This is a genomic window from Bifidobacterium sp. LH_389, from assembly GCF_056357235.1.
The window spans coordinates 24,063-45,583 of record NZ_JBKEVR010000003.1 but is presented as its reverse complement, the minus strand read 5'-3'; the positions used below and the strand labels follow the sequence as shown (position 1 = coordinate 45,583).

The following is a 21,521-nucleotide window of genomic DNA, read 5'->3' as shown; positions in this document are numbered from 1 at the left end:
CGTGCCATACTTGCAGTCGTGAGACTGATCTTCGGCTACATGATGCGGCATTGGGCGATGGCCCTGACCGCGGTGGCCTTCCTGTGCGTCGAGACCGTGTGCGACCTGCTGCAGCCCACGCTCATGTCGATGGTGGTGGACGACGGCGTGGCGAGCCGGAACGTGGATCGCGTGCTCGCATGGGGCGCGGTCATGCTTGCGGTGGCGGGCGTGGGGGCGATCGGCGCGGTGATGCGCAACATCTTCGCCTCCCGCGCCGCGCAGCTGGTGGGCCGGGACATCCGCTCGGACACGTACCGCAAGGTGATGTCGCTGAGCTGCGAGGAGGTGGACCGCCTGCAGCCGGCGGCGATCATCACGCGCATCACCAACGACGTGGTGCAGATCCAGAATTTCGCGCAGGGGCTCATGCGCGTCATGCTCAAGGCGCCCATCACCTGCATCGGCGCGATCGTGCTCATCGTGGTGCAGATCCCCGAACAGCTGCCGGTCGTGATCGCGCTGCTCGCCGCATCCGCCGTGCTCATCTGGCGCAACATGGCCGCCAGCTATCCGCGCTTTCTCACCGTGCAGAGGTCGCTCGACCGGCTCGGCACCGTGAGCCGCGAGTTCCTGCGCTCGGTGCGCGTGGTCAAGGCGTTCGGCATGCAACGCGAGGAGTCGCGCAAATTCGCCGACGCCGCCCGGTCGTTCGCCTCCTCGAACGTGGATGCGCAGCGGGTCAACGCAATCTATGGGCCCATGATCAACCTTGCGGTGAATCTGGGCGTGGTCGCACTGCTGTGGCTTTCGCGCACCACCGATCCGGCGCGGATCGGCACGCTCATGGCGTCCATGAACTACATGACGCAGGTGCTGTTCGCTCTGGGCCGCGTATCGATGATCCTCAACTCGGCCGTGCGCGCCGGGGCGTCGTCTCGGCGCATCCGGGAGATCCTCGACCAACAGGGCGAAGAGCCGGCCAAGACGCAAGCGGACGGCGGAACGGACGGCGGGAATGCCGATCCATGCGACGGCCTGCGCTTCGAGCATGTGACGTTCTCCTACGCGGACAGTTCGCGCCCCGCCCTGAAGGACGTGTCGTTCGATCTGCCCGAGGGAGGCACTCTCGGCGTGATCGGACCGACGGGCTCCGGCAAGTCGACGCTCGTGGCCCTCATCCCCCGCTTCTACCGGCCGCAGTCAGGCCGCATCCTGTGGAACGGCAGGAATGCTGACGCGATCGACGCCGAGGAGCTGCGCTCGCAGATCGCGCTCGTGACGCAGAAACCCATGCTGTTCACCGGGACCGTACGCTCGAACCTTGCGTGGGGCGATCCGCACGCCGGCCGGCAGCGGCTTGAAGCGGCGGCCCGCGAGGCGTGCGCGAGCGAGTTCATCGACGGGCTCCCCGACGGTTACGACGCGCGCGTGGGGCAGGGCGGCGTGAACCTTTCCGGCGGGCAGAAGCAGCGGCTGAGTCTGGCCCGAGCGCTGGTCCGCCGGCCCCGGCTGCTCATTCTGGATGATTGCACCAGCGCGCTCGACGCGATCACCGAACGTGACGTGCTCGCCAACCTGCATGCCATGGACGGCGTGACCGTGCTGCTCGTCTCGCAGCGCATCGCCACGGTTCGCCGGTGCGACCGGATCGCCGTGATGGACGACGGCCGGCTCGTGGGGCTGGGCACGCACGACGAACTGATGGCCGGCTGCGCACGGTACCGGGCCATCTACGATTCGCAGATCGGAGGCATGCGATGAGCGGTTTCAGCGCCGGTGCCGGCGGCCCGCGCCCCGGCCAGCCCCCGGTGATGGGCGGCGGCCTCGCCAGACGCGGTGCGGCCGTGGTCAAGCCCAAGGACATGCGCGGCACGCTGCGGCGGCTGTACGGCATCACGCGCGGGCATCGGCAGGGTCTGGAGGCGGTGTTCGCCCTGTCCGGGCTGAGTTCCGCATCCGCCGTACTGTCCCCGTTGCTCGTGGGCATGGTGGTCAACGCCATCGCGCGCGGCGATCCGATCGCGCTGTCCCTGAGCCTGCTCGCGGCGCTCTACCTGTGCGACTGGCTCGTGAACTTCGGCCAGCGCTACCTCATGGCCGCGGCCGGCCAGCGGATCGTGCTGCACCTGCGCACCTCGCTGTTCGACTCGCTCAACAGCCTGCCGCTGCGCTTCTTCGACCGTCACCAGCACGGCGAGCTCATGAGCCGGCTCACCAACGACGTAGACAACATCTCCACCACGATCTCCGACTCGCTCGCGCAGCTCATGGTCTATGCGTTCACGATCGTGGGCACGCTCGCCTGCATGCTGTGGCTCAGCCCTGCGCTGACCGCCGTGTCGCTGGTGTCCGTGGTGTTCGTCTTCCTGCTCACCAAGCTGATCACCACGCGCACCAGACCGCTGTACGCCAACCAGCAGCGGGTGCTCGGGCGGCTCGACGCGCACGTGGAGGAGACGGTCTCCGGGCTTGCGATGGTCAAGGCGTTCGGGCGCGAGGAACAGATGGTCTCCGACTTCGAGAAGGTCAACGACGAGCTCACCGAAACGGGCATCCGAGCGCAGACGTGGTCCGGCTACCTCATGCCGCTGTCCAACGTGATCAACAATCTGGGCTTCCTGCTCGTGGCGGTGGTCAGCGGTCTGCTGGCCGTGCGCGGGTCGATCGGCGTGGGCGTGATCGCCAGCTTCCTGCTGTACGTGCGGCAGTTCTCGCGGCCGTTCGTGGACATCGCGAACATCTACAACACGTTCCAAACCGCGGTGGCCGGCGCCGAACGCATGTTCCAGATCATGGACGAGGAGCCCGAGCCGGCGGACTCGCCGGATGCGCTGGACGTGCCGGAGGGGTTGCGCGGCGACATCGTCTTCGACCACGTCACCTTCGGCTACGATCCGGATCATCCGGTCATCCACGACCTGAGCCTGAAGATCCCCGCGGGCACGCGCGTCGCGTTCGTGGGGCAGACCGGCTCCGGCAAGACCACGCTCGTCAATCTGGTCGCTCGCTTCTACGACCCCGATGCCGGCCGGATCCTGCTCGACGGGCGCGATCTGCGCGACTACAGGCTTGCGGCCCTGCGCAATGTCTTCGGCACCGTGCTGCAGGACCCGGCGCTCTTCGAAGACACGGTCGCCGCGAACATCGCCTACGGATGCCCGCAAGCCACGGGCGAGCAGATCCGTGCGGCTGCGGAGGCGGCCGGCGCCGACCGGTTCATCGAACGACTGCCTGACGGGTACGAGACGGTGCTGGAAGCCGGCGGCGCGGCGCTGAGCCAGGGAGAACGCCAGCTGCTGACCATCGCCCGCGCGCTTCTGGCCGACGCACCGATCGTGATTCTCGACGAGGCCACGAGCTCCGTGGACACCGTTACCGAGGCCGCGATCCGCAACGCCATGCACGCCATGACCGCCGGCCGCACGAGCATCATCATCGCGCACCGGCTGTCCACCATCCGCGATTCGGACCTGATCGTGGTGATCGAACACGGGCGGATCGCCGAGCAGGGCACGCACGAGTCGCTCATGGCCGCGGGCGGGGTGTACGCGCGCATGGTGGCCGACCAGAACGGCCTGTGAGCTCGTCGGATTGCGCACTCGTGCCGGTGCGGGACGTGGGTGAGGTAACTTCGCACCAACTTCGTATCAACTTAACAATTTACGAAGTTGGTACGAAGTTCGGTGTGAAGCGCGGACGGCAACGAAAAACGGCGTGCGGAAACCGAGGGCATCGGTCTGCGCACGCCGTTGGCATGGCCCGGGCCGGTCAGTAAACCAGCCGGTCGGTCAGTCAATCCGACCGATCAGCGGATCACAGCACGCCCTGGGCGACCATCGCGTCGGCCACCTTGACAAAGCCCGCGATGTTCGCACCGGCCATGAGATCGCCCTCCTCGCCGTACTCCTTGGCGGCTGCCAGCGAGTTGGCGACGATCGACTCCATGATCGACTTGAGCTTGGCGTCGGTCTCCTCGAACGTCCAGCTCAGGCGGTAGCTGTTCTGGCTCATCTCCAGGCCGGAGACGGCCACGCCGCCGGCGTTCGCGGCCTTCGCCGGACCGTACAGCAGGCCGTTCTTCTGGTAGACCTCGATGGCCTCCGGCGTGGACGGCATGTTCGCGCCCTCGCACACCACCGTGCAGCCGTTCTTCACCAGCGCCTCGGCGGATTCGCCGTCGATCTCGTTCTGCGTGGCGCACGGCAACGCGATGTCGCACGGCACGGTCCACACGCCCTTGCAGCCCTCGTGGTACTCGGCGCCCGGCACGCGCTCGGCGTACTCCTTGATGCGGCCGCGGTGACCCAGCTTGATGTCCTTGACCACGTCGAGCTGGATGCCGTTCGGGTCGTACACGTAGCCGTTGGAATCGGAGGCGGTCACCACCTTCGCGCCCAGCGCCTGCGCCTTCTCGGTGGCGAAGATCGCCACGTTGCCGGAGCCGGAGACCACCACGGTCTTGCCCTCGAAGGAATCGTTGCGCAGCACGCGCAGCGCCTCGGCCGTGTAGTAGCACAGGCCGTAGCCGGTCGCCTCGGTGCGGGCCAGCGAGCCGCCGAACTCCAGACCCTTGCCGGTCAGCACGCCGGAATACTCGTCGCGGATGCGCTTGTACTGGCCGAACAGGTAGCCGATCTCGCGCGCGCCCACGTTGATGTCTCCGGCGGGAACGTCCGTGAACTGGCCGATGTGACGGCACAGCTCGGTCATGAACGCCTGGCAGAAGCGCATCACCTCGGCGTCCGACTTGCCCTTCGGGTCGAAGTCGGAGCCGCCCTTGCCGCCGCCCATCGGCAGCGTGGTCAGGCTGTTCTTGAGGATCTGCTCGAAGCCGAGGAACTTGATCACGCCCTCGTTCACGGTCGGATGGAAGCGCAGACCGCCCTTGTACGGGCCGATCGCGGAGTTGAACTGCACGCGGTAGCCGCGATTGACCTGCACCTTGCCGGAATCGTCCACCCAGGCCACGCGGAACTTGATCACGCGCTCCGGCTCCACCAGGCGCTCCAGCACGCCGTTCGCCTCGTATTCCGGGTGCTTCTCCACCACGGGCTGCAGGCTTTCCAGCACCTCGCGCACCGCCTGAAGGAACTCCGGCTGGTCGCCGTCGCGCTTCTCCACCTGTGCGTAGACCTTCTTGACGTACTCGTCAGTGAGCATGTGAACTCCCTCGATTGAGCAAATGAGACGCCTCTCATTGTAGGCAGAAGCCGTGGCGGTCGAAAGGGTGATGTCAGGAACGTTCCACATAGTAAGCGGGCATGCCAACGTGCTAACGGCCGAAACCCAAAGATCCTATGATGGCGGGCAACACCATAATGGATGAAGGGGAAAGAAGGCAATTATGGCAATCGGTCCGGTAAAAATCGGCATCGTCGGCTTGGGGCACGTGGGCGCCCACGTGGGCAACAGCCTGATTCTGCAAGGCGTCGCCGACGAAATCTACCTGTGCGACGTCAACCCGAAGAAACTCGCCGCCGAGGTGCAGGACCTCAACGACTCCTCCGTATTCGCGCCCCACCGCGTGCGCGTGTTCAACTGCGGCACCGACTACGAGAAGCTCGCCCAGTGCGACGTCATCGTCAACGCCGTGGGGCATGTCACCCTGTCCGCGGTGAGCCGCGATGGCGAACTGTACGCCACCGCGCGCATGGTCCGCACCTTCGTGGGGCGCATCGCAGCCGCGGGATTCCAAGGCTTCTGGGTCAGCGTCACCAACCCGAACGACGTGGTGGTGCGCGAGATCCACCGCCTGTCCGGATTGCCCGCCTCGCACGTCATGGGCACCGGCACCTGCCTGGACTCCGCGCGGCTCAGGGACGCCATCGCGCTCGCCACCAATGTGTCCCCTGAATCCGTCAACGCGTACATGATCGGCGAGCACGGGTTCAGCGAGATCGCCGTGTGGTCCAACGTGGCGTTCGCCGGCAAGCCGCTGGACGAGCTGGCGGCCGTCGACCCGGAGCGCTACGGGTTCGACAAGCCCAAGCTGTTCGAACAGGCGCTGCGCGGCGGCTACTGGTCGTACGCCGGCAAGCACTGCACCGAATACGCCATTGCCAACTCGGCCGTGCGCATCACGCGCGCGATCGTGCACGACGAGCACGTGGTCCTGCCGGTGTCCGCGCATCTGGACGGTCAGTACGGCCAGTCCGGGTTCTTCATCGGCGTGCCGGCGCTCATCAGCGCGCAGGGAGTGGAGGAGGTCTACGAACTGGATCTCACCGACGAGGAGCGCGAGGGCTTCCTCGAGTCGTGCGCCAAGGTGCGGGATAACTATGCCAAGCTCCCCGCCTTCCCGGTGGAGGACTCTCGTGCTGTGCCGGTGACGGTGCCGCCGGACCCGGAGCATGACGACGTGTATGCCAAGGGAGGCTATGTGGTGGTCGACAACGGCGAGGAGGTATATCCGGAATCGTCTGCGGAATAGGCTGAATCTTGCGGAATCCCCCGAACGGTCCGAACCAACCGTTCGGGGGCGCTTTTCCGAAGCACCATGCGCGAGTGGATAGGTGGACGCGCCCGTGGACAACCCGGTTTTCGCGTCCCCTTCCACACGCATCCACACCGACCCCTGGCAAATGGTGGATAAGCGTTATGCCGAGGGTACCGCTGTGGATAAGCTCGGAACCGTTCAAGTGGCAACGGAGGCGGCATGGAAAAGATTCTCGAACCGGTGGTGTTCCTGTGCATCATCCTGATCGGCTACGCATTCAAGCGGATCGGCTGGTTCAAGCAAAACGACTACCGGGTATTGCAGAAGATCGTGTTCAACCTCCTGTTGCCCGCCGCGGTGATCGTCTCGTTCATGGACAACTCGCACGACATGAACCTGCTGTGGGTGGCGCTGTTCGGTTTCTGCTGCTCGGTCATCCCCATCCTCACGATCTACTTCACCACGCGCAAGTCGCCGCTCGGAGACCGCGCGTTCGAGATGCTCAACGGTTCCGGCTTCAACATCGGCTGCTTCGCCTTGCCCGTCGTGCAGGCGCTCATGGGACCGTCCGCCGCGGTGGCGGTGGTGATGTTCGACATCGGCAATTCGGTGATGATGTCCGCCGGCATGAACGCGGTGACCACGCAGCTGCTGCACATCGACGACACGCATCCCCTGACGCCCGAGGAACAGGCCCGGCCGATCGGCCCGCACAAGCCGCGCAAGATTATGGACAAGGACGCCCGCCGGTTGCAGCGCCGCGCGAACTTCCGGCGCATCGCCCGCAACTTCTACTCCTCGGCCGCGTTCATGACGTACATGCTCATGCTGCTCGTGCTGCTGAGCGGCTTCACCATGCCCGAGTGGATTGGCACCACGCTGCGGCCGCTGTCCAACGCGAATGCCTTCTGCTCGATGATGATGGTGGGCATGCTCATGGATGTGCCGCAAGGCCGGGACGACGTGCGCCGCGTGGCCACGGTGTTCGGCTGGCGCTGGCTGTTCGCGGTGCTCTTCGCCGTCGCGGCATGGTTCATCCTGCCGGTCGACCCGACCGTGCGCAAGGCCGTGATCTTCGCCTGCTTCGCGCCGGTGGGCGTGTTCTCCACGCTGTTCACCGACCGTGTGCTCGGCAACGCTCGTCTGGCCGGCCTGTGCCTGGCGTTCACGGCCATCATGGGGCTGATCGCCATGACGGCCATCAATCTGCTGCTGGTAGTGTGACGTGCGTGGAGCGGATGACATGCGTGACGTGTCCGTGATTCGCCGGCATATGACGGTGACCGGCCGCGTGCAGGGCGTGGGCTACCGGTATGCGGTGGTGACGGCCGCCCTGCGCATAGGCGTGAGCGGCTGGGTGCGCAACTGCTACGACGGGTCCGTGGAATGCGAGGCGCAGGGGACGCGCGAGCAACTGGACCGTCTGGTGGCGGCGCTGCGGGAGGGCTCGCCGTGGAGTCGCGTGGCGGGCATTGCTGCGGAGGATGTGCCGGCGCTTGACGGCCCGCAGCCGCAGTTCACCGTGCGGCGGTAGGCGCGTCGGCCGTGGCCGGATGCGCGCGATCGGTCCAACCTAGGCCGCCTCTGATGCAGGTTGGACCGATCGCGTGAAAAAACGGCCGTTTTCGGAGCTAAAAATCGCATGATCGGTCCAACCTGCGAATGTGAGTGCACAGGTTGGACCGATCATGCAAAAAGCCCGGAGCCTGACGGTTCCGGGCTTTTCTGCGCCATTGCGACGCGTACGTGGAGCATGCCGGGTTCGAACCGGCGACCCTCTGCTTGCAAAGCAGATGCGCTACCAGCTGCGCCAATGCCCCGTGGTATTTCCGATTGTACAGAAAAAAAGAGCGGCCACACTGAGCCGCCGCAATTTTTCCGTGGGCCCGGGAGGATTTGAACCTCCGACCTCATCCTTATCAGGGATGCGCTCTAACCACCTGAGCTACGGGCCCGATCCATGCGCACTTCAAAAGCGCACAATCGTTTAGTTTACCAAGGCGAAGGTATCTGTCAAATATGGGTTAACCATCGGCGTGTTGCTTGGAATGCCGCCGATTCTCGGGCCACAATATGGGTGTGACAGGCAAAACACCATCGCCGACGGTACTGGACATGGCCGGGGTGCGCGTGCATCTGACGCGCAAACCGATCAAGAACCTGTACCTGCGCGTCAAGCCGCCGGACGGGCGTGTGGAGATCTCCGCGCCTATGCGCATGGGGTTGCCGCGGATCGAAGCGTTCGTGGCCGAGCGACGCGAGTGGATCGGCGATCAGCAGCGCAAGGTCCGAGCGGCGCGTGAGAGAACCCTTGCGGACGGCGGCCAAGGGAACGGCGATCAAGGCAACGTGGCAGATGTTGGTGCTGCCGTTACATGGACCGACGAGCGCAAACGGCAGGCCGCCGCCGCGGTCGATGCGCAGCTGCCCGCCCTGCTGGCCCGCTGGACGCCCATCATCGGTCGGGCGCCCTCGCACGTCACCCTGCGCGTGATGCGGTCGCGCTGGGGTTCCTGTACGCCGGCGACGGGCCGGATACGGCTCAACCTGCAGCTCGGCCTCATGGAGCCGCGGTTTCTGGAGTATGTGCTCGTGCACGAGATGACGCATCTGTGGGCCAGCGGGCACGGCGAGAAGTTCCAGCGGTTGATGAGCTCCTACCTGCCGAACTGGAGGGAACTGCGGCGGGAGCTCAACAAACGCGTGGTGCTATAGGGCGCGATTGCGGCGCGCGATTGCGGTGCGCGACCGCGATCAGGCCACGTGGGAGCGCAGGAACCACTGGAACTTCTCCAGTTCCTGCACGTGGTCCTGCACGATGTTGGAGGAGACCAGATCAAGCTCGTCCAGCTCGGCGATGGCCTTGCGGTCGTCGGCGATGAACGCGTCGTAGTACTCGATCAGCGCGTTGATGTAGTCGGTGGTGGAGCCGCGGCCGGCAAGGTCGAAGTCCTTCCACGTGCGGTTGCGGACGATCGCCTCGGGACGGCCGTCCGGCGAGCCGCCCAGGGTGGCGATGCGCTCGGCGGTCTCATCGGCCTGGGCGAGCACGACCTCGACCTGCGGGTCGAGCATCTCGTGCACGGCAATGAAGTTCGGGCCGGTCACGTTCCAGTGCGCGTGCTTGAGCACGAGCGCGGCCTCCTGCTCCTGGCTCAGGCGGTTCTGCAGAATCGCCACGGCCTTCTCGCTGGCGGCCTCGTCCAGTCCGGGGACGGTGAATGCAAGCGTCATGATGCGCTCCTTCCATGTGCGGCGTGCCGCACCGATCGCGGACGCCTCGTACGCCCCAGTCTAGAAGCATCCGGGCACAGCCCCGCAGCCGGTACGGCCTGGGCTACTTCCCGCGCGTGTCGGCCACAGCGGCCTTGGCGTTCGCGTCCGGCTTGGCCCCGGCAGCCGCATCGTTCGCATCGGCTGCGCCCGCGCCGGTGTTCTTGCGCACCTCGATGGTCTCGATGCGCCGGCCGTCCACCTTGGTGACGACCATGTCGTATCCGTCGTCGGTGTGTAGCACGTCGCCCACTGCGCCCATCTTGCCGGTGTGGGCGAGGAAGTACCCGGCCACGGTCTCGTACGGGCCGTCCTCGAGCTCTATGCCCGTCAGGTCCGCGAAGTCCTCGATCGTCATGCCGCCGTCCAGCTTGGCCACGCCGTTGACGAACACTGTGCGGCCCTTGCTTTCCGGGCCGCGCTCCTCGGGAAGGTCGTATTCGTCGCGGATGTCGCCCACGAGCTCCTCGGTCATATCCTCCAGTGTGACGATGCCGTCCGTGCCGCCGTATTCGTCGATCACCACGGCCAGGTGGATGCCGCGGCGGCGCAGCAGCGACAGACTCGGCAGCAGCTTGGAGGTGCCGGGCAGGGAGATGCCCTCGCGCGTCACGTCGCGCACGGTCTTGGCGTTCGGGTCGCGCACGTCGAGCAGGTCGCGCACGTGGACGAAGCCGAGCACGTCGTCGAAGTCCTTGCCGGTGACCGGGTAGCGCGAGTACGGCATGGAACGCACGTAGGCGGCCGCTTCCTCGATGCTTTGGTTGCCGTCGAGGAACACCACGTCGGCGCGCGGTCGCATCACCTCGGCCACGATCGTCTCGGAAGCGTCGAACACGTCGTCGAGAATGGTCCGCTCGTCCTTGCCGAGGTTGGAGTTGGAGTTGACGAGCACGCGCAGCTCGTCGTCGGACACCTCGGATTCGGTCTCGTTCGGGTCGAAACCGAGCAGTCGCACGATGCCGTTCGTGTTCTTGCCGATCAGCCAGATGATCGGGCTGCAGATCCTGGCGAAGATGTCGATCGCTGGCACCACGGCGCGGGCGATCTGCTCGGTGCGCTGCATGGCGATGCGCTTGGGCACCATCTCGGAGATCACGATCGAGCAGTAGGAGATGATGAGCGTGAGGGTGATGGTGGTCAGCGGCGCGGCGATGTTGGTCGGCACGCCCCAGCTCTCCACCACGGGCACGATGAACGGGGAGATGGATGATTCGCCGAACGATGCGGACAGGAAGCCGCACAGCGTCACGCCGATCTGCACGGTGGACAGGAACGTGTTCGGGTCGCGGGCGATCTTGGCCACGCGGGCGCCCCTCGCGTCCTCCTGCTCCATCTGGTCGACCTGGGAGCCGCGCAGGCTCACCAGCGCCAGTTCCGTGCCGGCGAACACGGAACCGAGCAGCAGGAAGACGAAGATCAGCAGGACATTCAAACCAAGTGACATGCCACCACCATAAGCGATCGGCACGTCAATCCGCCGCGGACGTTGCAGGGCTTTGCAGCGCAGGGCTTTGCAGCGCAGGGCTCAGAAGCTCAACACCTCGACCTTGCCGGTGGCGAGCTGGTAGCGCGCGCCCACGATCATGAGCCGGTCGTGCGCCAAGGCGTCCTGAATCACCTCGGAGCGGGTGACGAGCTCCTCGATGGTGTGCGCCACGTGTACGCGCTCGAAGTCGTCGTGCTCGTCCAGCTCGGCCTCGCGCGCCTGCCACACGGACATGCCGACCGTGCGCAGGATGATCGACTCGGCGCTGGCGATCCGCTCGTCGAGGTCGGCCATCTGGTCCGCGGCCTCGAGCGAGCCGGCCGGATCCTCGGTGGCGGAGGCGATCAGCGCGTCCAGCTCGTCCGCCGCCGCGTCGATCGCGCCGCAGCCCTCGTGGCCCAGCACCACGAGCAGGCTCACGTGCAGGTGGGACACTGCGTATTCGAGCGAGGCGAGGACCGCGTCGTCGATGATCTGCCCGGCCGTGCGCACGGTGAACAGGTCGCCGAGGCCCGCGTCGAACACGATCTCCGGGGGCACGCGCGAATCCGAACAGGCGAGCACCGCCGCGTCCGGGTTCTGCCGGTCGATCAGCGTTTCGCGGGTGGTGGCGTCCTGCCACGGGTGCTCCGGCTTGCCCTCCACGAACCGTCGGTTGCCTGCCAGCATGCGGCTCCACGTGGCGTTCGCCGTGGTGTCCTGATCGTCGTTCGTGGCGTTCGTCTGATCGTCCTCGGCCATTGATGCTCCCGTCGCTCGGTGACTTTCGTATCCACCGGCCATCTTACGGCCTGAGCGCGGCATGTGATGTTTCTCACCCTGCGCTTTCAGCATGCTTTCAGACTGGCGGGCTGCGGTCAGGATACGATGAAGGCGGATGAAATCGCATCCGATGAAAGGAACGATGATGACTCTTCTGCAGCATGAAATCACCGATTTCAAGGTTCAAGCCTTCCAGGACAACGCATTCCACGAGGTGACCAAGGAGGACGTGCTCGGCCACTGGTCCGTGTTCTTCTTCTACCCGGCCGACTTCACCTTCGTGTGCCCGACCGAGCTCGAGGATCTGGCCAACAAGTACGAGGACTTCAAGAAGATCGGTTGCGAGATCTACTCCGTCTCCTGCGACACGCACTTCGTGCACAAGGCGTGGCATGACGCCAGCGAGAAGATCGCCAAGATCCAGTACCCGATGCTCGCCGATCCGACCGCCCTGCTCGCCCGCGACCTCGACACCTACAACGAGGCCGACGGCATGGCCGAGCGCGGCGACTTCATCGTCAGCCCCGAGGGCAAGGTCGTGGCCTACGAGGTCATCAGCTCCAACGTGGGCCGCAACGCCGACGAGCTGCTGCGCCGCGTGCAGGCCTCCCAGTTCGTGTACGAGCACGGCGATCAGGTCTGCCCGGCCAGCTGGACCCCGGGCGACGAGACCATCGAGCCGAGCCTCGACCTGGTCGGCCAGCTCTGATCGCGCGATCGGCGAAACGGTAATACTTTGACGGCGTGGGCTCCCTCCGCAGAGGGGGCCCGCTCGTTTTTTCGGAAAGGATCCAAGACATGCCCAACAGCGATTTGTATGACGTGATCGTGATCGGCGGCGGCCCGGCCGGCCTCACCGCGGGCCTGTACCTCGCCCGCGCCCGCTACCGCGTGCTCGTGCTGGAGAAGGACGACTTCGGCGGGCAGATCACCATCACCAACGAAGTGGTGAACTATCCGGGCGTCGGCCGCACCACCGGCCGTGCGCTCACCCGCACCATGCGCGAACAGGCCAAGGACTTCGGCGCCGAATTCCTCACCGCCGAGGCCACCGGTCTGGACGTGGACGGCGACGTGAAGGTGGTCCATACCTCGCGCGGCGATCTCAAGACGTTCGGCATCCTCATCGCCACCGGCGCAAGCCCCCGCAAGATCGGTTTCTCGGGCGAGTCCGAGTACGCGGGCCGCGGCGTGGCCTACTGCGCCACGTGCGACGGCGAGTTCTTCACCGGCAAGGAAGTGCTGGTGGTGGGCGGCGGATTCGCGGCCGCCGAGGAATCCGTGTTCCTCACCAAGTACGCCAGCAAGGTGACCGTGCTTGTGCGCGAGAACGATTTCACGTGCGACGCCGCCGTGGCCGCCGAAGCCAAGAACAACCCGAAGATCGAGGTGCGCTACGGCGTGGAGCTCAAGGGCGTCACGGCCGGCCAGGGCGGCCTGCGCGAGGCGACGATACTCGAGCGCGCGTCGGGCGAGACCGAGACGTGGAAGCCCGCGGACGGCGGCACGTTCGGCGTGTTCGTGTTCGCCGGCTACGTGCCCGCCACCGAACTGGTGCGCGGCGTGGTGGAGCTCGACGATCACGGCTACGTGGTGACGCACGGCTATCTGGAGACCTCCGTGCCGGGCGTGTACGCGGCCGGTGACCTGCGCGTCAAGAACCTGCGTCAGGTGGTCACCGCCACCGCGGACGGGGCCATCGCCGCCGTGGAGCTGGAGCGCTACGCCAAGCAGATGAGCGAGAAGACCGGACTCGTGCCGCCGCGCCCCACCGCCACCGCGTACGAGCAGGCGGAAGCGGCCGCGGCCTCGTCCCCGGCGGCCTCCGCGGCCGGCACCACGCCCGCCCCGGCGCCCGTCCGTCGCAGCGAGGATGCGGCCGCCGCCAAGGCGCAGCAGGCCAGGAAGCCCGGCGAACTGTTCTCCGATGCGATCAAGCAGCAGCTGGCCCTCGTGTTCGGCCGCATGGCCCGTCCCGTCACGCTCTCGCTCGAGCTGGACGGCACCCCGCTTTCCGCGGAATTGCAGGGCTTCGTGGGCGAGATCGCGAAGCTGTCCGGCGGCAAGGTGCTCGTGGAGGCTTCTTCGGACGGCGCCCAGCTGGACGAATCCGGCCGCGCCGAGTTCGACCCGGCCGGCGTGCTGCCCGGCGCCCGCCCGTGCGTGCGCATCTGCGTCCCCGGCGCAGACGGCAAGCCGGAACCCACCGGCCTCGCCTTCCACGGCGTCCCCTCCGGCCACGAGTTCAACTCGTTCGTGCTGGGACTGTACAACGCCGTCGGCCCGGGCCAGCCCCTCGATGACGACCTGCGCGAGCGCGCCGCCGCCATCGCCGAGCCGACCGACGTGATGATTCTTGTTTCGCTGACCTGCACCATGTGCCCGGAGACGGTCCTCGCGTCCCAGCGCATCGCGTCGCTCAACCCGAACGTGCGCGCCGAGGCCTACGACGTCTCGCACTTCCCCGAGCTCAAGGACCAGTACGGTGCGATGAGCGTGCCGTGCATTGTCATCGACCGCGGCGGCGATCAGGGCGGTCAGAAGGTCGAGTTCGGCAAGAAGTCCATCGCCCAGATGCTCGACCTGCTCGGCGCGTAAGGCATTGGGAGCGGGCGTTTCTGCCCAATCTGCGTCCGAATTTTGCGAGATTGGGCAGAAACGTCATCTGACGGGCCGATCAAGGGCTCCAGGATGACGTTCCTGTCCAATCCCTGCAAAATCCTCGCGCAGAATGGGTAGGAACGGACGCGGTGACGTTGTATCGGATTTCGTTGTCCGAAAAAGTCGTTGGGGATGACGCCACATGCGTTCGGATGACTAGTCCGAGCTCGACGCTCTTATCCATGATGCCCGTCCCGATAGCCGACTATGTACTTTGTCCAGCCTCGCGGTGAACACGTCGACCATGGCGCTCTGAATCTTATTTATGGCTCTAAAAGCTCACAGCAACGAGGAGAGCTCTCTCATACTGTGCTGCGGGACGCCGAGCGGGAAAAGGAAAGGCCTCCGCGATAGTGCGGAGGCCTTGCTGTACCGCGGTGGTTCCGCGCGCGCTACGCTACAGCGCGGAAACACCGCTACGTTTGCGTGGTTGGAAGTCCACCGGACTTCTAACCCGTTTGCCACGGCGGTAAGCCGCGGCAAACGACGCAAACGTCAGCCCGTGTTCTGCAGGCCGGCGGCGACGCCCGAAACGGTGCACAGGATCAGGTAGATGAACCCGGCCTGCTGGTCCTTGCTGAGCTCTTCCTTGTCCACCTTCTTGCGCAGCGAACGCAGGGCGAGCATCTGGGTGACCGACAGCGCATCCACGTACGGAGAGCGGATGCGGATGGCCTGACCGAGCACGTGACGGTGCTGCAGCGGCCACTTGTCTCCCACGATGGCCAGAACCCACTTGCGGGTGAGCTCCATCTCGGTGAGCACCTTCTCGTTGAGATCCTCGCGGTCGCCGAGCGAAAGGTACATCTTGGCGATGCGCTCGTCGGTCTTCGCGATCGACATCTCAATGTTGTCGATGAAGGTGGAGAACAGCGGCCACTCCTCGTACGCCTCGCGCATGGTCTTCAGGTCGCCGAACTGCTCGCACGCGGTGCCCAGACCGTACCAGGCGGCCAGATTGATGCGCGCCTGCGCCCAGGAGAAGATCCATGGAATGGTACGCAGATCGTCCAGCGACTTGGCGCCCAGACCGCGCTTGGCCGGACGGGAGCCGATCGGCAGCAGGCCGATCTCCGTCAGCGGCGTCACGGTGGAGAACCACGGCGCGAAGTCCGGCGTGTTGAGCAGGTCAAGGAACCGTTCGTGCGACGCCTCGTCCAGCTTGGCGGCCATGTCCGCGTATTTGTGGGTCATCTCGGTGTTGCGCTTCTCCACGCTCGGCGCGGACTGCAGCAGCGTGGCCGCAGCAACCGACTCGACGTGGCGCACGGCCAGCACCGGGTTGCCGTAGCGGGCGAAGATGACCTCGCCCTGCTCGGTGAGTTTGAAGCGGCACTTCACGGAGCCGACCGGCTGGGCCAGCACCGCACGGTTCGCCGGGCCGCCGCCACGACCCACGGCACCGCCGCGGCCATGGAACAGCGTCAGGTCGATGTCGTGCGACTCGGCCCACTTGGCGATGCGCTCCTGCGCGGAATGCAGCGCCAGCGTGGCGGACGTCGGGCCCGCATCCTTCGAGGAATCCGAGTAGCCGAGCATGACCTCCAGCTTGTTGCCGGTGGCCTTGAGCCGCGCCTGAACCTCGGGGATCTTGATCATTTCCTCAAGCACGTTCACCGAGTTCTGCAGATCCTCCAGCTGCTCGAACAGCGGGATCACGTCGATCGTCGGCACGTCCTCCGGGTGCGCAAACGCCAGACGGTTCAGCTCGAACACGTCCTTGATGTTCTGCGCGCTCTTCGTGAAGGAGATGATGTAGCGGCGGGCGGCCTTGATGCCGTTGCGCTTCTGGATGGAACCCAGCGCGCGGAAGGTGTCCAGCACCTCGTGCGTCATGGGCTGCAGTTCGCCGCGTTCGCCGTGCAGGCCGTGCTCGCGGATGTCCGCGAGGGCGCGCGCATGCACCACGGAATGCTGGCGGAACTCCATCTCCACCATGTGGAAGCCGAACGTCTCCGCCTGCCAGATCAGGTCCTGCAGGGGGCCGTACGCGCTGCGCTTTGCACCGGCTGCGGCCAGCGAATGCTGCACCACCTTCAGGTCGGCGATGAAATCGTCGGCCGTGTGGTACATCAGGTCCGCGTCGCGCAGGATCGTGTAGTGCAGGCGGTCGGCGATCACCAGCATCACGGCCCGGTGCAGCTCCTTGGTGGAGATCAGCGCGGCCTTGTCGGTCAGACGCTCGCTCATCTCCTTCTGGTGGCTCCACAGGCTCTTGAGCTCCATGCTCGGCGGCGTGGTCTCCGCCTCCATGGTCAGGTTCTTGCCCACCGTGCGCGTGGCCTCCTCAAGGGCGGCCAGCATGTGGTCGCTGAACTTGCGGGCCACCTGACGGCTCACCTTCGCGGTCACGTTCGGGTTGCCGTCGCGGTCGGAACCGATCCAGCTGCCCGGGTGGAAGAACGCGGGGCACACCGGCTCCACGAGGCCGGCCTTGTCGCCCAGCACCCAATCGTCGAAACGGCGGTACACCTTCGGGATCGTGTGGAACAGCGTGTTGTCGAAGATGTCGAGGATCGTGTCCGCCTCCTCGACCGGGGTCGGCTTCTTCAGCGCGATCGGCGAAGTGCGGAACAGCGCATCGATCTCGTTGTAGAGACGGCGGCAGTTCTCCTTCTTGTCCGTGCCGCCGAGCAGCCTGTGCTGCTCCAGCAGTTCGGAGATGCGGCGGATCTTGCCTTCGACGGCCTTGCGGCGGGCCTCGGTCGGATGCGCGGTGAACACCGGGTGGAACTCCAGGCGGTTGAGCAGGTCGCGGGCCTTGGCCGGGCCCATCTCCTGCAGCAACTGGTGGTAGGCCAGCGTCATCTCGTTGATCGGATCGACCGCCTCGTCCTCGCTCACGCTGGCCTCGCGGCTGTGCAGCACGGAGACGCGATAGTTCTCCTCGCACAGGTTGGCCAGATGGAAATACGTGGCGAACGCACGCGCCAGTAGCTGGGCGTCGTGAAGGTTCATCGCGTCGATCGTCTTCACGGCCTCGGCCAGCCCGTCCTCATCGGGATTCGGATCGGTCATGCCGCCGAAGTGCTCGGCGCTCGCCTCCACCGCGTAGGCGCGGACGGTGTCGAACTTGGCGAGCAGATCCTTGTCGAACTCACCAAGCACATCCCTCAGAATGCGCAGGCACAGATCCATGTCCTGCTTGAGGGATTCGGGCAGATCATGCTCTTCCGGGCCCTTCTTGCCCGTGCCGGACGTCAGGATGCTGGCGTCCGCGGCATTGATCTGTTGATCGTTAGCTGTCATCAGACCTCCTTTACCGGGCCTCCGGTTGCTCGTCAACCGTCCTTCCGCGGCTCCTCCGCGGTTGTATGGGGACGGACGTACCAAGCCCAAAGCCTTAAGCCCGATTGGCTAGTGGCCACCATTCTATGCGCGAAATCGACGTTTGTATTACGAGCGGCTGGATAGTGAGCACGGCCGGGCGGCAATCCGGGGCGGTGGCCCGGCGGCGGAATCTCGCTACATGGGGGTACATATGGCAGTGTGAGTTTCCTGAGGAAGAACAAGTCCGCAGCATCCGCCGATTCCACTCAGCCCAAGTCTGCACAGCCCAAGCCGGCGCAGCCGGGGGGAGCCACCGCCGTGCGCAAGTTCCACACCCACTCCATCCCGCTGGACATGGAAGACATCGTCCGTGACTGGGACAAGCCGATCGTGGACGCGGGCATCGCCGCCAAGGCAAGCGTGATCGTGCGCGTCGGCACCCTCGACCTCGGCGCCGGCACCGGAAGCTTCCGCGTGCGCGAAATGATGCACCGCATCGCCTACCCGCTGGGCGTGCACGTGCGCGCCGACGTCAACCTGACCGACATCGAAGCCACCTGCACCGACGGGCACAACCGCATCACCGAAGTCATCGACCTGCCCACCACGGGCGTCAACACCGAGCGTATCTGGCTGCTCGAGCACTTCGCCGACTGGTTCGCCGTGAACCTCGGCAAAAGCTCCATGTACCACGTGCAGTCCAAGCTGTCCGAAGGCGTGGTACAGCACCTCGACGAGCGCGATGCCTCCCAGTACTCCGCGGACCTGTCCAAGAAGATCCGCGAGGAGCTCAAAGCCGCGGCCCAGGGCGGGGAGGCCTCCGAGGACCCGGTGCTTGAAGCCATGGAACTCGCCCAGCGCGTGAACAGCCTCAAAAGCGAGGCCTCCGCGGCACATGCCGAAGTCGAAGCGGAAGCCTCGCTCGGCGACGACAGCGAGGAAGCCCACCGCCTCCTTGCCGACGACCTGCCCGTCGTGCCGGTGGAAAGCCGCACCAGCGACGAGGAACGCTTCGATCAGGAGGAGGTCTTCTCCGGAGACAGCGACGCCGTGCGCGACCGGGTCGCGGCCCGGGTCGCCGCGCGCATGGCCGACCGGGACGAAAAGCGGCGTCGCCTGTTCGAGGAGGACGGCTACATCGACCCCGCATCCGGCTCCTCCGCCAACAAGGCGGGGCGTGTGCACCGCCCACCGGAAGGCGAATACGCCGCGCACTTCGACCACGTGGGGGCCAAACCCAAAACCGAGCGGCACGAAGGCATCACGGTCCGGCAGGCCCACGAGCGCCTCGACCTGATCGAACGTCGCAAGCCCCTGTACCAGCCGTGGTTCTCCGGACTCGCCTCGGCCATCGCTTGCGCGTCCTTCGTGTTCCTGCTCGGCGGCGGACCCTACGACATGATCGGCGCATTCGTGGGCGCCGGACTCGGCCAGTGGCTGCGGCGCCGGCTCTTCGCCCACCACCTCAACCAGTTCTTCGTCACCTTCGTCTGCGTGGCCGCCGCCGCGCTCGCCTGCACCGGCACGCTGCGGCTTGTCGGCCTGCTCGACCCGGTGGCCCTCTCGCACGACACGGCCTACATCGGCGCGATGCTGTTCGTCATCCCCGGATTCCCGCTCATCACGGGCGGGCTCGACATGGCGAAGATCGACTTCCCGTCCGGCATCCAACGCATCACCTATGTGCTGTGCATCATTCTCATGGCCACGCTCGCCGGCTGGATGGTCGCGGCGATCGTGCATCTCAATCCGGAAGGGTTCGAGCCGCTCGGCCTCAACCCGTGGGTCAACGGGTGCCTGCGTTTCGTGTTCGCATTCCTTGGCGTATGGGGCTTCTCCGTGCTGTTCAATTCCCCGCAGCGCATGTGCCTGGTCGCGGCGATCATCGGCGCCGTCACCGACACCCTGCGTCTGGAACTCACCGATTTCGGGGTGCCGCCGGAAGCCGCCACGTTCATCGGGGCCTTTCTTTCCGGCATTCTCGCCTTCGTGTGGCGTTCGTCGGTGCGCCACGGCTGGCTGCCGCCGCACCTCGGCTACCCGCGCATCTGCCTGACCGTGCCGTCGATCGTCATCATGGTTCCGGGCATGTACATGTACCGCGCGATGTTCTACTTGGGCGGCTTCGACACCATCAATGCGTTGGACTGGGCCTTCCGGGCCTTCATGGTGATCCTGTGCCTGCCGGTCGGGCTGGCGATGGCCCGCGTGGTCACCGACAAGTCCTGGCGTTACGACGTGTGAGCGACCGCCGCTCCGGTGCCCATGTCTGGCGTCCGTCCGCCTTCGCGGACGGACGCTTTGCTTTGGGCCTGAGGCTCCGGCGCGGACCGCCGGCCTTGCGGCGGGGACAACTTCCGGGCGCCATATGCGGTTCCGCGTGGTCCCATGCGGTTCCGCGAAAGGTTATCTGCGTTCGTGGGGTAGATTGAGGGAATTGCAGGCAGCCATCTGCGTTCGTGGGGGACTTCCTTGCGGACATAAGCTCCGACTGACGCCAGTTCCGGCGCCATTCCCGCGGAAAAAGGTTACCGCCGCGTCGTGGAAGTCCCCCACGAGAGCAGATGCCTCTTCGCAAAGTCTGAAATGTACCCCACGAACGCAGATACCTTGGGCGGTGTGACGTTCTGACGGTTTAAGCAGACGTTTGGCGGCGCCCGCGCAGCGCGTCAGGCCCTTTCAACCCACCGCGCCCTCCAGAATCGCTTGTCCACGCGCTCCCAGATTGGCTTCTTCGCAAGTCTCCGGGCATCGCAGATCTGCTGCGTGGTCAGTCGCGCGCACAGCGGCACGGGAACACCCAGAACGTCTTCGCATCGGGTGGCCACGCGTTGCGCCAGATTCTCCTCCGCTTGAACGTCCCGCAGATCCAACAGCGTCACCTTGATATAGATCCAGCCCAGCATTTCCAACGCTTCCCGGCGCTTGTCGTCCTGCAATACCTGCGCGCTGCTGAACCGGTGGTAGCCGCCGTCGTATTCGATGGCGATGCGCAGTTCCGGGTACGCCATGTCCACAAAGACGAGTCGTCCGGACGGCAGACGCACCGGATAATTGATCTGCAGCGGCGGAAGGCCATATTTCAGCAGGGCCAGACGGGTGCGCGTCTCCTGAGAGGAATCGGTGCCTTCCCGCATCAGTGCAAGAGCCTTCCTGCAATTGCGGCTTCCCTCGAATCGCCCGTCCGTCACGTTGAGCGCCGCATTGAGGAAGGAGACGAAATCGGTGAGTTCCGCACGGACGAGGCGACGGTTGCGGCGCATCATCGAATCACCGAGAACAATGAGCTCGTCCAAGGCCAGAATGGCGGCATAATGCGCCCACGTGCATGCGGGCGTGGTGCATTCGACGGCTCGGTTAACGGTAGCGGTGGTGAGCGGACCGTTCCAACTGAGAAAGCGGACTCCCTTGATGCGGCTTTTGTCGGCCGGGCTGCCCACCACCACATCCATGTCCGTGCGTCGGCGTTCGGACTCCGGTTCGATGGGCTTCTCGATGGCAAGCAGTTCCAGCGCGTCGGACCGGGCGAAGACCAGACGCCGCTTGCTGCGCTGCTGCAGTGCCGCGCAGGCTTCGAGCCGCCGGCGTTTGAGTTCGGTGAGCGATTCGAGCGAATACGATTCCGTGTTCATGCCTCCGACGCTAGCC

15 protein-coding genes and 2 tRNA genes are annotated in these 21,521 nt (G+C 65.7%); 9 read left to right on the top strand and 8 right to left on the bottom strand.

Annotated elements, in window-relative coordinates:
• Positions 1–18: 18 nt before the first annotated feature.
• Both AC1AZA_RS04405 and AC1AZA_RS04400 read left to right on the top strand, forming a co-directional pair.
• On the top strand, positions 19–1,743 hold the full coding sequence (locus AC1AZA_RS04405; RefSeq protein WP_476513538.1) for an ABC transporter ATP-binding protein: 1,725 nt from the start codon (positions 19–21) through the stop codon (positions 1,741–1,743).
• Positions 1,740–3,563: an ABC transporter ATP-binding protein gene (locus AC1AZA_RS04400; RefSeq protein ID WP_476513537.1), complete on the top strand. Its 1,824-nt coding sequence runs from the start codon at positions 1,740–1,742 to the stop codon at positions 3,561–3,563. Before AC1AZA_RS04405 ends, AC1AZA_RS04400 begins: the two co-directional genes overlap by 4 nt.
• 232 nt (positions 3,564–3,795) lie before the next feature.
• Here AC1AZA_RS04400 and gdhA read toward each other — a convergent pair whose 3' ends face one another.
• Entirely contained in the window at positions 3,796–5,142 is a 1,347-nt protein-coding gene (gdhA, locus tag AC1AZA_RS04395; protein ID WP_476513536.1) for an NADP-specific glutamate dehydrogenase, read from the bottom strand.
• A gap of 184 nt (positions 5,143–5,326) precedes the next feature.
• Here gdhA and AC1AZA_RS04390 point away from each other — a divergent pair, with 184 nt between their 5' ends.
• From AC1AZA_RS04390 to AC1AZA_RS04380, 3 genes are all read left to right on the top strand, one after another.
• Positions 5,327–6,412, top strand: a complete 1,086-nt coding sequence (locus tag AC1AZA_RS04390) for an L-lactate dehydrogenase (RefSeq protein WP_476513535.1) — start codon at positions 5,327–5,329, stop codon at positions 6,410–6,412.
• A gap of 225 nt (positions 6,413–6,637) precedes the next feature.
• Positions 6,638–7,642, top strand: a complete 1,005-nt coding sequence (locus AC1AZA_RS04385; protein WP_476513534.1) for an AEC family transporter — start codon at positions 6,638–6,640, stop codon at positions 7,640–7,642.
• Between the two features lie 19 nt (positions 7,643–7,661).
• The gene (locus tag AC1AZA_RS04380; protein WP_476513533.1) at positions 7,662–7,952 is read left to right on the top strand and encodes an acylphosphatase; all 291 of its coding nucleotides are present in this window, start codon (positions 7,662–7,664) and stop codon (positions 7,950–7,952) included.
• 213 nt (positions 7,953–8,165) lie between these two features.
• Here AC1AZA_RS04380 and AC1AZA_RS04375 read toward each other — a convergent pair.
• Together AC1AZA_RS04375 and AC1AZA_RS04370 are read right to left on the bottom strand one after the other, a co-directional pair.
• Positions 8,166–8,238: transfer RNA gene (locus AC1AZA_RS04375), tRNA-Ala, on the bottom strand.
• 61 nt (positions 8,239–8,299) lie between these two features.
• Positions 8,300–8,373, bottom strand: a tRNA-Ile gene (locus AC1AZA_RS04370).
• 118 nt (positions 8,374–8,491) lie between these two features.
• On the opposite strand from AC1AZA_RS04370, the gene AC1AZA_RS04365 reads away from it, so the two are divergent.
• Positions 8,492–9,133: a M48 family metallopeptidase gene (locus AC1AZA_RS04365; RefSeq protein ID WP_476513532.1), complete on the top strand. Its 642-nt coding sequence runs from the start codon at positions 8,492–8,494 to the stop codon at positions 9,131–9,133.
• A 39-nt stretch (positions 9,134–9,172) separates the two neighbouring features.
• Here AC1AZA_RS04365 and AC1AZA_RS04360 read toward each other — a convergent pair whose 3' ends face one another.
• The 3 genes from AC1AZA_RS04360 to AC1AZA_RS04350 all read right to left on the bottom strand — a co-directional run bounded on the left by AC1AZA_RS04360 (position 9,173) and on the right by AC1AZA_RS04350 (position 11,921).
• A complete protein-coding gene (locus AC1AZA_RS04360) occupies positions 9,173–9,652 on the bottom strand; it encodes a Dps family protein (protein WP_476513531.1) in 480 nt (159 codons plus the stop codon).
• Between the two features lie 103 nt (positions 9,653–9,755).
• Entirely contained in the window at positions 9,756–11,138 is a 1,383-nt protein-coding gene (locus AC1AZA_RS04355; protein ID WP_476513530.1) for a hemolysin family protein, read from the bottom strand.
• 81 nt (positions 11,139–11,219) lie between these two features.
• Positions 11,220–11,921 (bottom strand): carbonic anhydrase, encoded by a 702-nt coding sequence (locus tag AC1AZA_RS04350; RefSeq protein WP_476513529.1) that lies wholly within the window; start codon positions 11,919–11,921, stop codon positions 11,220–11,222.
• 166 nt (positions 11,922–12,087) lie between these two features.
• On the opposite strand from AC1AZA_RS04350, the gene ahpC reads away from it, so the two are divergent.
• Together ahpC and AC1AZA_RS04340 are read left to right on the top strand one after the other, a co-directional pair.
• Complete coding sequence (gene ahpC / locus AC1AZA_RS04345; protein WP_476513528.1) at positions 12,088–12,651, top strand: alkyl hydroperoxide reductase subunit C; 564 nt, start codon at positions 12,088–12,090, stop codon at positions 12,649–12,651.
• 89 nt (positions 12,652–12,740) lie between these two features.
• Positions 12,741–14,540 carry an FAD-dependent oxidoreductase gene (locus tag AC1AZA_RS04340; protein ID WP_476513527.1) on the top strand — a complete coding sequence of 600 codons (1,800 nt, stop codon included), beginning with the start codon at positions 12,741–12,743 and terminating at the stop codon, positions 14,538–14,540.
• Between the two features lie 558 nt (positions 14,541–15,098).
• On the opposite strand, the gene AC1AZA_RS04335 is transcribed toward AC1AZA_RS04340, so the two are convergent.
• The gene (locus tag AC1AZA_RS04335; RefSeq protein ID WP_476513526.1) at positions 15,099–17,852 is read right to left on the bottom strand and encodes a phosphoenolpyruvate carboxylase; all 2,754 of its coding nucleotides are present in this window, start codon (positions 17,850–17,852) and stop codon (positions 15,099–15,101) included.
• A gap of 375 nt (positions 17,853–18,227) precedes the next feature.
• Between AC1AZA_RS04335 and AC1AZA_RS04330 the strand changes: the two genes are divergently transcribed.
• Entirely contained in the window at positions 18,228–20,117 is a 1,890-nt protein-coding gene (locus tag AC1AZA_RS04330; protein WP_476513755.1) for a threonine/serine exporter family protein, read from the top strand.
• 425 nt (positions 20,118–20,542) lie between these two features.
• Here the strand turns inward: AC1AZA_RS04330 and AC1AZA_RS04325 are convergent, their stop codons facing one another.
• The gene (locus tag AC1AZA_RS04325; RefSeq protein WP_476513525.1) at positions 20,543–21,505 is read right to left on the bottom strand and encodes a hypothetical protein; all 963 of its coding nucleotides are present in this window, start codon (positions 21,503–21,505) and stop codon (positions 20,543–20,545) included.
• Positions 21,506–21,521: the final 16 nt, after the last annotated feature.

Coding starts and splice junctions, on each gene's coding strand:
- AC1AZA_RS04400 (WP_476513537.1), top strand. CDS start 1,740: ATGAGCGGTTTCAGCGCCGGTGCCGGCGGCCCGCGCCCCGGCCAGCCC.
- gdhA (WP_476513536.1), bottom strand. CDS start 5,142: ATGCTCACTGACGAGTACGTCAAGAAGGTCTACGCACAGGTGGAGAAG.
- AC1AZA_RS04390 (WP_476513535.1), top strand. CDS start 5,327: ATGGCAATCGGTCCGGTAAAAATCGGCATCGTCGGCTTGGGGCACGTG.
- AC1AZA_RS04385 (WP_476513534.1), top strand. CDS start 6,638: ATGGAAAAGATTCTCGAACCGGTGGTGTTCCTGTGCATCATCCTGATC.
- AC1AZA_RS04380 (WP_476513533.1), top strand. CDS start 7,662: ATGCGTGACGTGTCCGTGATTCGCCGGCATATGACGGTGACCGGCCGC.
- AC1AZA_RS04365 (WP_476513532.1), top strand. CDS start 8,492: ATGGGTGTGACAGGCAAAACACCATCGCCGACGGTACTGGACATGGCC.
- AC1AZA_RS04360 (WP_476513531.1), bottom strand. CDS start 9,652: ATGACGCTTGCATTCACCGTCCCCGGACTGGACGAGGCCGCCAGCGAG.
- AC1AZA_RS04355 (WP_476513530.1), bottom strand. CDS start 11,138: ATGTCACTTGGTTTGAATGTCCTGCTGATCTTCGTCTTCCTGCTGCTC.
- AC1AZA_RS04350 (WP_476513529.1), bottom strand. CDS start 11,921: ATGGCCGAGGACGATCAGACGAACGCCACGAACGACGATCAGGACACC.
- ahpC (WP_476513528.1), top strand. CDS start 12,088: ATGACTCTTCTGCAGCATGAAATCACCGATTTCAAGGTTCAAGCCTTC.
- AC1AZA_RS04340 (WP_476513527.1), top strand. CDS start 12,741: ATGCCCAACAGCGATTTGTATGACGTGATCGTGATCGGCGGCGGCCCG.
- AC1AZA_RS04335 (WP_476513526.1), bottom strand. CDS start 17,852: ATGACAGCTAACGATCAACAGATCAATGCCGCGGACGCCAGCATCCTG.
- AC1AZA_RS04330 (WP_476513755.1), top strand. CDS start 18,228: ATGGAAGACATCGTCCGTGACTGGGACAAGCCGATCGTGGACGCGGGC.
- AC1AZA_RS04325 (WP_476513525.1), bottom strand. CDS start 21,505: ATGAACACGGAATCGTATTCGCTCGAATCGCTCACCGAACTCAAACGC.